A 13,278-nucleotide genomic window follows, 5' to 3' on the forward strand; every position below is an offset into this window, starting at 1 on the left:
TATTACAGTCCATATGATTGTGCGGCCTACAGTGTGTGATGGGTGGCTGCAGACAAAGGAGTCGAGCAATGGCAAACTTCTCGTTCCTCATCGGGCAGAGCAATTATGAGATGTTCGCCGATGCGTGTCTGGAGGCGGAGCGGGCGATGTCGCTGTCGCCCACCATCAGCGCGTTGGCGGCTCGCCGCGCGTTCGAGCTCGCCGTCAAATGGGTGTATGCCGCCGACGAGACCGTTAAACCACCATACAAAGACAACCTGCAGTCTCTCGTCCACGAACCCACCTTCCGCGACGCTCTCGCAGACAACCGCCTGTGGGAATCCTTGCAATACATCATCACGGCCGGCAATATGGCCGCCCATCGCAATGCGCAGCTCAAGCCCGAAGATGCGTTGTTTTCCCTGAAGATTCTCTTCCTGTTCATCCAATGGATCGACTACAGCTACGGTAGCCGTTATACCAAACGTGTCTTCGATCCCAAACAGGTTCCGGCAGTCAGCCATGCACTCGCGGCCAAGCAACGCAAAGCCCAGGAAGACGCCGCGCGTAAGGAATACGAGGCGCAGCTTGGTGAGCAGACTGTGCGCATCGCACAACTCGAAGAGCGGATTCGCGCGTTAAGCGACCAGCTTGCCGCCCGCAAGGCCGAACAGCCGGCCATGCCGAAGCTTCCCGCCGACGAGTACAGCGAATACGAGACGCGCAAACGGTTCATCGACCTTGACCTGCAATTGGTCGGCTGGAACATGCAGCGCGACGTCATAGAAGAGTATCCGGTCACCGGTATGGAAGGAAATCCGGGACAACAAGGTCGCATCGATTACCTGCTCAATGGACGCGACGGCAAACCACTCGCCATCATCGAAGCCAAACGCACCTCATACGAGCCGGCAAAAGGATTGCAACAAGCACGCCTCTATGCCAATTGTCTCGAACGACAATTCGGCTACCGTCCGCTTATCTTCATCTCCAACGGCTACCGCACGTATTTTGTGGACGACGACAACGGCTCATACCGTGAAGTCGGCGAAGTGTTCGCCCAGGACGACCTGCAACGCATCATCGACCGGCGCCGCAACGCCATCGACCCGTCCACCGTCCCCGTCAACCGTTCTGTCGCGGGCGGTGACGGCCGCTACTATCAGCTCGAAGCCATCCAAGCCGTGTGCGAGAACCTCAACCAAAGGCAACGCCGCAGCCTGCTCGTCATGGCCACCGGCACCGGCAAGACGCGAGTCTCCGCAGCGCTCGCCGACGTACTCATGCGCGCCGGACTCGTCAAGAACGTACTGTTCCTCGCCGACCGCGTCGAACTCGTCTCGCAGGCGAATAGCGCATATGGCGAATACTATCCCGACTGGTCGCTGTGCAATCTATGCGACAACAAACATGATGCGGACGCGCGCGTGGTCTTCTCCACCTACCAGACCATGATCAACGCCATAGACACGGAAGCCGGAGCGGACGGCAAACCTGCGTTCTCGGCCGGACATTTCGACCTGATCATCGTGGATGAGGCCCACCGTTCGATCTTCAAGAAATACCGGGTGATTTTCGAGCATTTCGACGCGATCATGGTCGGGCTCACCGCCACGCCGCGCAACGAAGTGGATCGCAATACCTACGATTTCTTCCACGTCGAACATGGCGTGCCTACGTACGTGTACGAATACGCGACCGCGCTCAAAGACCATGTGCTTGTGCCGTATCAGAACATCGAAGCCAAAACGAAGTTCATGGACGAAGGCATCACCTACGACGAGCTGTCCGAAGAAGACAGGGTCCGTTACGAGGAGGACTTCGGCGACAGCGCGGACGAAGACGACGGCAAGGCCGATATTCCCGATCATATCGATGCGGACGCGCTCAACAAGTATGTGATGAATCCGAAGACCGTCGATATCGTATTGCAGGACCTGCACGATCACGGCATCCGAACCGACGGCGGCGAGCGGCTCGGCAAAACCATCATCTTCGCGGCAAACCAACTGCATGCCCGCTTTATCGTCGAACGGTATGCACGGCTCTATCCGAAGGAATCATCCAACGGATTCATCAAAGCCGTGCTGCACAGTGAGGACTATGCGCACAGCATCATCGCCGAATTCAAACACAAACCGAATCCGGTCATCACCGTATCCGTCGACATGATGGACACCGGCGTCGACGTGCCCGAAGTCGTCAATCTCGTGTTCTTCAAGAAGGTGCGGTCCAAGATCAAGTTCTGGCAGATGATCGGCCGAGGCACCAGACTGTGCCCGGAACTCGACTGCGTGGACGGTGGCGAGGAACACTTCGGCAAACGATATTTCAAGATCTTCGACTACTGCGGCAACTTCGCGTTCTTCCGCGAACAGACAAACGTCGTAGAAGACAAGCCGGCCGCCTCGGTGAGCGAGCGCATCTTCGCGCGTAAAGCCGAACTCATCCACGCCTTCCAATCAGGCACATACCTTGACGACCAGCAGATAGCCCAGTGGCGCGAAACGCTGGTAGACGATGTGTGCGGCCAAATCAACGGCTGGGATGTGAACAAGGTCGCGGTACGACTCAAGCGCGAATACGTCGAACGGTACCGCAACCGCGACGTGTTCACGTCATTGGACGATCTCAACGTGCGAGAACTCGCCACGGAACTTGCCCCGCTGGCCCATTATGACGAAGACGACATATACGCGCTGCGATTCGATGCGCTCATGTACGGGTTCATGGTGGCCCGTGCAACGGGTGCGGCCAGTGCGACATACGCGACGAAAGTCAGGGCGCTCGCCGCACGTCTCTATGATCGAATGACCATACCGCAGGTGAACAGTCATAAGGAGCTGATCGCCTCGCTCGCTCACGATGAAGAGCACCTGTCTGGAATGTCCGTGGCCGAACTGGAACAGGTGCGACTTCAGTTGCGTGGCCTCGTCCGCTTTATCGCGGATTCCGGCGCGCGCAGAATCATCGTCACCGACCTGACCGATCCGCTCATCGAGCGCACGGAAAACCTGCCGTTCGACATCACCGAGCATTTTGAGGATTACAAGCTCAAGGTCAATCGATATGTCAACGAGCACAGGGAAGATGGCGTAATCCGCAAGCTGCGGCATAACGAGCCGCTGGATGTCGACGATTACAGCGAGCTCGAGCGCATACTGGTCCGCCAACTCGGTTCGCGAATTGAATACGAGACCTCATACGGCTCGATGCCGTTCGGCCTGCTGGTGCGGCGCATCGCCAAGCTCGACCATCAGGCGGCGATGGATGCGTTCGCCGACTTCATCAACACCCATACGTTGAATCAGGCGCAGATCAATTTCCTGCACACGGTGGTGGATTACGTCGAGCGCAACGGCTATCTCGAACCCGAGCAACTGACCAAGCCGCCGTTCGACAGGCCACGGCCGATGATGAAACTGTTCGATGCCAAGCAAATGGGCGATCTCGTGTTGTGCATCCGCAAGGTCAAGCAGAACGCCATGCTGCCGGGCGACGCCGATACCATGCGGATGTAGGGGAGGGGGCGCATGTCCGCGAACACGGAGGACCGCAGGGCGTTGGAGGAGCTTGCCGGCGAGCCGCTCGCCGAGCGGATCGGCTACTACCGCAAGCCGTTCATGGTGCTGTGGGCGGCCATCCAGGAGGCGTCCAGCGAACTGGTCGAGGACTACGGCCTCAGCCAGGACATGGCCCAGCTATGGGTAGCCGAACAGATGCGGCAGGTGTCGGACTCGCTGGTCGATCGGCTCGCCGAGAAGGCCGTGGCGCGTGGGGCGAGCAAGTCGAACGTGGCGCGGGCGGCGGGGGCGAGCCCGGCAAACGCGGAACGCCGGTTCCCGAGACTGAAAGACGATGGCGCCCGAACGCAGGAGCGGCTCCTCATCGACGATGTGCTCGACACGTTGGAATAAGCCAATCGCGAGGCAGTTTCCTAGGGGCGCCGCGATGCCGGATGCCGGGGTGAGACGGGGGCGATGGAATCGGACTGTCGGCGCGAGGATTGCGGAATCGAGCGCCCCTGCGCCTACGCTTGCCGCCGAAATGCAGGCGAAATTCCGCCGGCAGTCGCTTCAAGGCGGTAGTCTGAACAATGTTCGAGTTATTAGAAGGAGTACCAAGGTGAGCAATACCTTTGCGACCTTGCCGGTCATGGCGGGCGAGGACGTCCCGGCCGGCCCCGTCGACCCGATTTTCAACCGTCTGCTCAAGGACCGCATCATCTGGATGGGCGAAGAGGTCAAGGACGATATGGCCAACCGCATTTGCGCCCAGCTGCTGATGCTGGCGGCGGAGGATCCGAAGAAGGACATCTGGCTGTACATCAACTCTCCGGGCGGCTCCATCACCGCCGGCATGGCCATCTACGACACCATGCAGCTCATCGAGCCGGATGTGGCGACCGTAGGCCTCGGCATGTGCGCATCCATGGGCCAGTTCCTGCTGAGCTCCGGCACCAAGGGCAAGCGTTACCTGACCTCGCACGCCCGTGTGCTCATGCACCAGCCTTCCGGCGGCATCGGCGGCACCGCCACCGACGTGCGCATCAACGCCGAACTCATCATGGACATGAAGAAGACCATGAGCGAGCTGACAGCCGAACAGACCGGCCACACCGTCGAGGAGATCTACCGCGACAACGAGTACGACCACTGGTTCACCGCGCAGGAAGCCCTCGAATACGGTTTCGTGGACAAGCTCGTGACCACGCCGGACACCATCGGAAACAAGGGGGAGTGAGACTCATGGCAAGTGAAGAAGCGAAGTTCGCGGCCCGCGCCGACCGTCTGGCCGGGCGCTCCGGCGTGGCCGGTTTCATGCCCGCCGCCGCCCGCGCTCAGGCGTTTGCCGCCGCGCCCGCCCAGATGCCGACGAACCGTTACATCATGCCGCAGTTCGTGGAGAAGACCCCGTACGGCATGAAGACCCAGGATGCATACTCCCGCCTGTTCGAGGACCGCATCATCTTCCTCGGCGTGCAGGTGGACGACGCCTCCGCCGACGACGTGATGGCCCAGCTTCTGGTTTTGGAATCCCAGGACCCGAACCGTGACGTGATGATGTACATCAATTCTCCCGGCGGTTCGATGACCGCCATGACCGCCATCTACGACACGATGCAGTACATCAAGCCCGACGTGCAGACCGTCTGCCTTGGTCAGGCCGCCTCCGCCGCCGCTATCCTGCTGGCCTCCGGCACTAAGGGCAAGCGTCTGATGCTGCCGAACGCCCGCGTGCTCATCCACCAGCCGGCCATCGACCAGGGATTCGGCAAGGCCACGGAGATCGAGATCCAGGCCAAGGAGATGCTGCGCATGCGCGAATGGCTGGAGGAGACCCTCGCCAAGCACACCGGTCAGGATGTGGAGAAGATCCGCCGCGACATCGAGGTGGACACCTTCCTGACCGCTTCTGAAGCCAAGGAATACGGCATCGTGGACGAGGTGCTGGAACACCGCCGGTAATCGGGCGTGAACCAGAGAAGGCGCACTTCGTGCCTTTCGAATATGGGCATTGCAATACCCTCGGCCTGTGTCGGCCGGGGGTATTGTGTTAGAAAACGGCGAGAACGACGCCTGTGCCATGCGATGGTTCCGGTGTCGTCGTGGTCATACGACGTCGAACAGCGTGTACAGACGGCGAAGGAGCATTATGGGGCGTGTAGTGAGCTATAACGACGACGTACCGCGTTGCACGTTCTGCGGTAAGACCGAGCGCCAGGTCAAGAAACTCGTGGCCGGCCCGAATGCCTCCATCTGCGATGAATGCATCGCGCTGTGTGTGGATATCATCGCGGAGGAGCGTGTCAAGGACGCCGAAGTCAATGCGTTGCAACTGCCCAAACCGGCTCAGATCTTCGAATATCTGAACAGGTATGTGGTGGGGCAGAATGACGCGAAACGAACACTGTCCGTGGCTGTCTACAACCATTACAAACGCGTCAATATGGAACTTGAGGACGATGCCCTCCGTCTGGACGGTTCGGAGCGCGCTCATGCGGGCGTACGGCGGAAAGGCGTCAACGATGCCCGCGATCCGTTGGCGGATGTCGAAGTGGCGAAATCCAACATCCTGCTGCTCGGTCCCACCGGCGTGGGCAAGACCTATCTGGCGCAATCATTGGCGAGGGTGATGAACGTGCCGTTCGTGATCACCGATGCCACCACGTTGACCGAAGCCGGATACGTCGGCGATGACGTGGAGACCATTCTCCAGCGACTGCTGCAGGCCGCTGACGGAGACGTCGGCAGGGCGCAGCATGGCATCATCTATATCGACGAGATCGACAAGATCGCCCGTAAATCGGGGGAGAACACATCCATCACCCGTGATGTGTCAGGCGAAGGCGTGCAGCAAGCTCTGCTCAAGATTCTGGAGGGCACCATAGCGTCCGTGCCACTGGAAGGCAGTCGCAAGCACAAGGAACAGGACACCGTGCAGATGGACACGCGCGGCATCCTGTTCATCTGCGGTGGGGCGTTCATCGGCCTGACGGACATCATTCGCAAGCGGCTGGGGCGGCGTGAAACCGGATTCGGCACGAATTGGCATAATGCCGATCTGGACGATGCGCAATTGCTGGAACAGGTCAATGCGGATGATCTTGCCGAATTCGGTTTGCTTCCGGAATTCATCGGTCGCCTTCCGGTGACCAGTGTGCTGCGGGAACTGGATGCGGACGATCTTGTCGCAGTGCTGACGACCCCCGCGAACGCCTTGGTGAAACAATACCGCAAATTGTTCGCAGTGGACGGGGTCGACCTGGCATTCACCGAAGAGGCTATTCGAGCCATCGCCGAAACCGCCATCAGCCAGGGCATAGGTGCAAGGGGATTGCGCACCATCATCGAACGGACGCTGCAGGATACGATGTTCCGCATTCCCAGTCTCGAAGACGTGCGTCAGGTGATCGTCGACAAGGCGAGCGTGCTTGGAGAGGGAAGCCCAAAGCTCTTGCAGACCGCCATGCAGCCGGATGATGCCGGTCGACTTCGAGAGGCGTGATCGGGTCGTTTCGGAGACGGAAAAGCGGAAAACCGTTGGTATGACGCGGTTCCGCGTATGTGTCACGATGCGACACGCCGAGTTGCGAGATGGCAAGAAGTGGGTATTATATATCGAGTTGTTTGAACGACAACATGCGCCGGTAGCCCAGCGGATTAGAGCAGCTGACTACGGATCAGCAGGTCGCAGGTTCGAATCCTGTCCGGCGCACTCCCGAACCACGGGGATAACAGTGGTATGCGCCGGTAGCCCAGCGGATTAGAGCAGCTGACTACGGATCAGCAGGTCGCAGGTTCGAATCCTGTCCGGCGCACGATAAAGCCCCGAAAGCGTATGCTTCCGGGGCTTTTCCAATGAAGGTCCATGTTCGGCATGCGGGTCTGCGGATATGCGGCGTGCGGCTACGATGATGTGGGTTTGCGGTTGGTCATCAAGGATGACCATCAGCGTAGTGGAAGGACGGAGTGCGGTGGCGCAGGAGCGGTTGGCCCGATATGATTTCGATACCATTCTCGAACGGCATGGATCCACGTCGTATAAATGGCATGAGATCGCCGAGCAGATGGGGCCGGACAGCGCCGACGTGGTGCCGCTGTCGGTCGCGGATATGGAGTTCAAGCCCGCTCCTGAAATCATGCAGGCCTTGGTCGAGTCCGCCTCCCGTGACGTGTTCGGGTACGACTACGTCACCGACGAATACTTCGACGCACTGATCGGCTGGATGAAACGCCGTCACGGCTTCGATGTGAAGCCGGAGTGGGTGAGCCTTTCCGATGGCGTGATGCCCGCAGTCAACACTGCGTTGCGCGCGGTGACCCATCCGGGGGATAAGGTCATCATCCAGCGCCCTGTCTATTACCCGTTCACCATGGCCTGTGAGCACAACGGTCTGACCATTCTCGACAACGAGCTGATACTGGATGAGCGATCCGGCCGCTACGTCATCGATTTCGATGATCTTGAAACCAAGGCATCCGATCCCAGATGCACCGCCATGCTGGTATGCAATCCGCACAATCCGGTAGGCCGCGTCTGGACGGCCGACGAGCTGCGTCGCATCGGCGACATCTGCCGGGACCATGATGTGGTGGTACTGTGCGACGAGATCCATGCCGACTTCACGTATCCCGGACACCGGGCCACGATGTTCTCCACGCTCGGATCCGCATATGCCGACAACGTGATCGAATTCACCGCGCCGTCCAAGACGTTCAACCTCGCCGGTCTGCTGTGCTCCAATGTGATCATTCCCAATGCCGGGCTCAAGCGACGGTTCGATACAGCCGCCGAGAACATCGGCGGGTTGAATGTCGGCCATTTCGGCATGGTGGCGTGCCAGGCCGCTTACCAGCACGCCGAAGGTTGGCTGGACCAGCTCATGGTCGTGCTCGAACGCAATCTGGGATTGCTGCGCGCATTCGCCGGACGTGTCGACGGCATACGGCTCATCGAGCCCGAAGGCACCTATCTGGCTTGGCTTGATTGCCGGGGGCTGGGATTCGATTCACCTGAAGCCCTGTGCACGTTCATGCACGTGCGCGGACGTGTCTGGCTCGACGAAGGCTCCATCTTCGGCGCATCCGGCGACTACTTCGAACGCATCAATCTGGCCTGTCCGACCGCACTGCTCGAACGTGTGCTCGACCGGCTCGAGACGGCGTTGTCCGAGCGATAGCCGACGATGGTCGTTTGTTCTCCGCTCAGCCCGGGGTGGAACGTCCGTAGCCATTTCGTAATATGGAAGGACGTACGAACATACTGGGGCGAGCACTCAGCCAACCATATTCGACCGGACTGATCAAGATGCCGATACCACGCCGGTTTCCCTGAAACACCGCGGTCTGTGTGCAACGGTTGTTGTCGTTAGGTGATGAAGAGCAAGGAGCATGAGATGGTGACGAAGACTTCGCAATGGCGGCTATGGAACTCCATCAAACGACTCGCCGCCTCGGACCGCGTCTCCGGACTGATCATGCTCGGCTTCGCGCTGGTCGGACTCATAGCGGCCAATCTTCCGTTGACCTATCACCTGTTCGAAACAATCGCGGAAACGCAGATCGGCATACCTTACACCAACATCGATCTGCCTATCGGCCATTGGGCCCAGGACGGTCTGCTCACGATATTCTTCCTGACCGTGGGACTCGAACTCAAACAGGAGCTCACCACCGGTTCGCTGTCCAATCCCAAGGCCGCAGCCGTGCCGATGCTGTGCGCTGCAGGAGGCATGCTGGTACCGCCGATACTGTTCGTTATCGTGTCCGCACTGTTCTCCCAGTACGGTCCCGGCGGCGTGGGCAATGTGGTGCTTCCCAGCACCGGCAGCATCATCCCGTTCGGCGAACTGGTCCATGGCTGGGCGGTGCCCACGGCAACGGATATCGCGTTCTCGCTGGCCGTGCTGGCCTTGTTCGCCAAAGGGCTTCCGGGATCGATCCGTGCGTTCCTCATGACGCTCGCCACGGTGGATGATCTGCTGGCCATCATCCTGATCGCGGTGTTCTTCTCGTCGCTCAATGATTGGTACTGGTTCGTCGGCATCGCCGTATGCACGGCTGTCTGGGCGTTGCTGGTGCGGATGAAACGCATACCATGGATCGCCGTGGGATTCGTCGGCATACTGGCTTGGGTGATGATGTTCGAGGCCGGTGTGCATCCCACGCTTGCAGGCGTGCTGGTGGGACTGTTCACTCCCTCCCGCGAAATGCACGGCGAGGCCTCGCCTCGTGCCGAACGATATGCCGCCAAGCTCCAGCCGTTCTCCGCGTTGCTCGCCTTGCCGATCTTCGCGTTGTTCGCCACTGGCGTGCACTTCGCGGAACTGACCCCTGAGCTCATGCTCTCGCCTCTGGTCATCGCGCTCATCGTGGCGTTGGCCGTCGGCAAGCCCCTCGGCATCGTCCTCACCGCATGGATCGCGACGCATGTCGGCGGATTGAACATGGCCAAAGGATTGAAGGTACGTGACCTGGTGCCCACCGCCTGCGCATGCGGCATCGGTTTCACGGTCTCCTTCCTGATTGCCTCGCTGGCGTACACCAATGCCGAATTGTCGGCGGAAGCCCGATTCGGCGTATTGGTCGGTTCGCTCATTTCCGCATTGGTTGCCGGTATACTGTTGCATCGTCAATCGAAGCGATTCGCGTTGAGGGCTGCAGGCAAGGCCACCGGTTCCGGCGCGGCACCTGCCGTAGATGCCGCCGACCATACGTTCGAAGAACATGCGGGCATGCTGGCCGACGGTACGCAAAGCGTGACGATGGAGGCATTCACGCCCGAGGAGATCGAGCAGATGCGGGCGGAACGTCTGCATCAATCGCAGAAGCGCGACGAGGGCGTGAGCACATTCAAGGAGATCATCAGATGGCCAAGAAGCAAAAGAAGGCCAAGAAAGCCGAAGACAGGAAAAACGCCGAGGAGACACTGATCGTCGAGACGGGAGACGTCGCTCCTGTCGACACTGTCGCCTCAGTCGACTCGGATGACGCCTCCCCGTTGGGAGATACCTATCATCGTGGGCCGGTGATTCTGCGTGGACAGATGATTCCGTCCGACAACACGACGGCCAATCTGCTCAAACCGGATCAGGATACCGACTGGCTGCATATGGATCCCTGGCGTGTGCTGCGGATCCAATCCGAGTTCGTGGATGGATTCGGTGCGCTGGCCGAGCTTGGCCCAGCCGTGGCCATTTTTGGCTCGGCACGTACCGCGCGCACCGAGCCTGCGTACAAGGCCGCACGTCGCATGGGCAGTCTGATAGCCAAGAAGAACATAGCGGTCATCACCGGTGGCGGCCCCGGCATTATGGAAGCGGCGAACAGGGGAGCGGCGCTCGCCGGCGGCAAGTCGGTGGGGCTCGGCATCGAGCTGCCTCACGAACAGGGATTGAACCAATGGGTGAATCTCGGCATGAGCTTCCGCTACTTCTTCGTCAGGAAGACGATGTTCGTGAAGTATTCCTCCGGTGTGATCGTCTGCCCGGGAGGATTCGGCACATTGGACGAGATGTTCGAACTATTGACCCTCGTACAGACCCACAAGGTGGCCGACATGCCCGTCGTATTGTACGACAAAGCCTACTGGCAGGGGTTGTTCGACTGGCTGAACGGCACGGTGAAGGAGCATGGGATGATCTCCTCCATAGATCCCCATCTGGTCGCCATGAGCGATGATCCCGACGAGGCCGTGGACATGGTTACCAAAGGGCTGTGAATGAGGCTTCCGCCACTGTGTCTGGCTACCGCTTGCAGGCGATCAGCAGACCGGTGCCATCCGGCGTAAGCGTGGATTCGAAGTCGGCGTCATCCTCCACTGTGGCGATCAGCTCCCGCATGGCGGTGGCTTTGACGCTGCGATCGGCGGCGTCCAGCACACCGCCCTGGTCGCCCGCTGTGGCAAGGACATCGGTGAAAGCGATGATGCCGTGCGAGCGCAGCAGACGCGATGCCTGATTGAAGGAGGCGGCATAATTCGCGGCATCGCCGGCGACGACGATGAAATCATAGTCGTCGCCGTTGAGTCTGGGCAGGAACACATGCGCGGGCGCATTGACCGCGCGCAACGATGTGTCGGTGGTGTCCTGCAGATCGGCAAAGGCCTTGCGGATCATCGCGATGCCCTGGGCGGTGGAGTCCACTGCGGTGAGCTGGCCGCCGCCGTTGAGTGCCTGCACCAATTGTACGGTCTCCACCACGGAACCGGTGCCGATGGCGATCACCGAAGAAGCGCCGGTCAGATGGACCAGCATGGCCAGCAACTGCGCCTGCGCGGCGGAGCCTTGCGGCTGGCCGGCCTGCTCTGCTTTGGCCCGTACCGCGGCGACAACCGGTGTCTGGCGTTCCAGGGCATGCTCCTCGGTGAACTCCCACGCTTTGGCGAGATTCGTGTACTGTGTTTTATCCATTGCAACAACCTTTTTGACGATGTAGTCGGTCTGGCTTCAATCCTGTTCGCATCCGCATGGGAGGGGTGCAGGCGCCCTCTATCGTTCGCGGACCTTGGCCACGATCTGCCACATCTCCTCGCCGACGTCGATGCCACGAGGACAGTGACGGGAGCATGCGCGTACGGACTGGCACGCGGCCACGCCATCCGCCGTGTCGATGGCATCCATGCGTTCCATGGCCTTGAAATCGCGGGAATCATTGATGAACCGTGATGCCCAGACCAACGCGGCGGGACCGATGAAAGCGTCGCCGCCTGCGAATACCGGGCAGGAGCCTTCGCATACGCCACATGCGATGCAGTTGCTCAGCGTCTCGTATTTGGCGAGCTGCTCGGGATGCTGGAGGTATTCGAATGCATCCACCTTGCCTTCGGCGGTTGTGGCGAGCATGCCGTCCGCCTGAAGATACGGGGTGAGTTTGCGAATCTGGTCGAGCATCGGGTCGATGTCCGCAATGAGATCACGTTGCGGCGGGAAGCCCGGCAGGGGAGCGAGCTCGATGACTCCCAGTGATCGAGCCTCGGTTTCGGCATCTTGTTCGCCGTTCGCGGCAGCGTTCTCGTCTTTGTCGTTCCCGACATGGCGGAAACCTTCATCGTCCACCTGTGGCAACGTGCCGGGCTGCTTGGCCCAATCGCGAATGGCCGCCGTGCACAGCAGCGTAGGCGTACCGTTGATTGCCACGGCGTCCGAGCCGCACATGCCATGACCGCACGAGTAGCGGAAGGCCAGCGTCGGGTCGATGGTGCGTTTGATGGTCAGCAGACAGTCAAGCACGGTGTCCGAGGGCCGTGCGGGAATCGTGTACTCCTGCACCCATTGCTTGCCGCGTGGGCGGCGGCGCGCCGAAGCGCTTGCGCCACCGCCGAAAGGAGAGCTCTTACGGGCGAACGGGCTGCCGCCGCGTGCGTGTTCTGCGCGTTCGGCGCGTGGCGTGAACCGGTGCACGTGCAGGGTAACCGTTGTTGTGTTCGCCTCAGCCATTCATCTGCCTCCATGAAGTCTCTAATCAGCCAATTTATTGTGCCACAAGCCCTAGGCGGCGAGGGGTTGTGATCAGCGGCGTGCCCCCGGTCCGATGGTGCTCCTCGACGTCGGCGTGCCGAATAGCGGTCGGGGCGTGCCGAACTACAGAACCAGCCATCGATTGAACGCCTAGTGGTCCGTCTCACTGATAACTGAGGGGGCTGGCTTCAGTCTCTCCCCCCAGTCAGCTTCGCTGCCAGCCCCTCATCAGAGGGTGCCAACATCATTCAAACATTTACGAGACAGACCACTGGTATCCCGCGTCATTAATTCGTTGAATATATTGGAGGTTCCCTTGTCAGGGGAACCCGCCCCGC

Annotated in this window: 9 protein-coding genes, 2 tRNA genes and 1 pseudogene; 10 read left to right on the forward strand and 2 right to left on the reverse strand. The window is 60.1% G+C overall.

Annotated elements, in window-relative coordinates:
* Nucleotides 1–68 precede the first annotated feature (68 nt).
* The 10 genes and pseudogenes from BW14_RS02945 (at nt 69) to BW14_RS02990 (ending at nt 11,202) form a co-directional block, all read left to right on the forward strand.
* Entirely contained in the window at nt 69–3,500 is a 3,432-nt protein-coding gene (locus BW14_RS02945; protein ID WP_052382013.1) for a DEAD/DEAH box helicase family protein, read from the forward strand.
* 12 nt (nt 3,501–3,512) lie between these two features.
* Nucleotides 3,513–3,896 carry a hypothetical protein gene (locus tag BW14_RS02950; protein ID WP_044088424.1) on the forward strand — a complete coding sequence of 128 codons (384 nt, stop codon included), beginning with the start codon at nt 3,513–3,515 and terminating at the stop codon, nt 3,894–3,896.
* 208 nt (nt 3,897–4,104) lie between these two features.
* A complete protein-coding gene (locus BW14_RS02955; RefSeq protein ID WP_100494185.1) occupies nt 4,105–4,722 on the forward strand; it encodes an ATP-dependent Clp protease proteolytic subunit in 618 nt (205 codons plus the stop codon).
* A 5-nt stretch (nt 4,723–4,727) separates the two neighbouring features.
* Entirely contained in the window at nt 4,728–5,447 is a 720-nt protein-coding gene (locus BW14_RS02960; protein ID WP_140462865.1) for an ATP-dependent Clp protease proteolytic subunit, read from the forward strand.
* A 187-nt stretch (nt 5,448–5,634) separates the two neighbouring features.
* The gene (clpX, locus tag BW14_RS02965) at nt 5,635–6,987 is read left to right on the forward strand and encodes an ATP-dependent Clp protease ATP-binding subunit ClpX (protein ID WP_044088422.1); all 1,353 of its coding nucleotides are present in this window, start codon (nt 5,635–5,637) and stop codon (nt 6,985–6,987) included.
* A gap of 136 nt (nt 6,988–7,123) precedes the next feature.
* A tRNA-Arg gene (locus BW14_RS02970) sits at nt 7,124–7,197 on the forward strand.
* 29 nt (nt 7,198–7,226) lie between these two features.
* A tRNA-Arg gene (locus BW14_RS02975) sits at nt 7,227–7,300 on the forward strand.
* Between the two features lie 123 nt (nt 7,301–7,423).
* Nucleotides 7,424–8,662 (forward strand): MalY/PatB family protein, encoded by a 1,239-nt coding sequence (locus tag BW14_RS02980; RefSeq protein ID WP_044088421.1) that lies wholly within the window; start codon nt 7,424–7,426, stop codon nt 8,660–8,662.
* A 216-nt stretch (nt 8,663–8,878) separates the two neighbouring features.
* Nucleotides 8,879–10,145: pseudogene (locus BW14_RS02985) on the forward strand (Na+/H+ antiporter NhaA); the annotation flags it as partial.
* Between the two features lie 205 nt (nt 10,146–10,350).
* A complete protein-coding gene (locus BW14_RS02990) occupies nt 10,351–11,202 on the forward strand; it encodes a TIGR00730 family Rossman fold protein (RefSeq protein WP_140489248.1) in 852 nt (283 codons plus the stop codon).
* Between the two features lie 25 nt (nt 11,203–11,227).
* Here the strand turns inward: BW14_RS02990 and BW14_RS02995 are convergent, their stop codons facing one another.
* Both BW14_RS02995 and BW14_RS03000 read right to left on the reverse strand, forming a co-directional pair.
* Entirely contained in the window at nt 11,228–11,893 is a 666-nt protein-coding gene (locus BW14_RS02995) for an O-methyltransferase (protein WP_140489249.1), read from the reverse strand.
* A gap of 78 nt (nt 11,894–11,971) precedes the next feature.
* Complete coding sequence (locus tag BW14_RS03000; protein WP_140489250.1) at nt 11,972–12,919, reverse strand: succinate dehydrogenase/fumarate reductase iron-sulfur subunit; 948 nt, start codon at nt 12,917–12,919, stop codon at nt 11,972–11,974.
* Nucleotides 12,920–13,278 lie beyond the last annotated feature (359 nt).

Origin of the sequence: Bifidobacterium sp. UTBIF-68, from assembly GCF_006408855.1 — a bacterium.
In the GTDB taxonomy this organism is placed as follows: Bacteria; Actinomycetota; Actinomycetes; order Actinomycetales; family Bifidobacteriaceae; genus Bifidobacterium; species Bifidobacterium reuteri.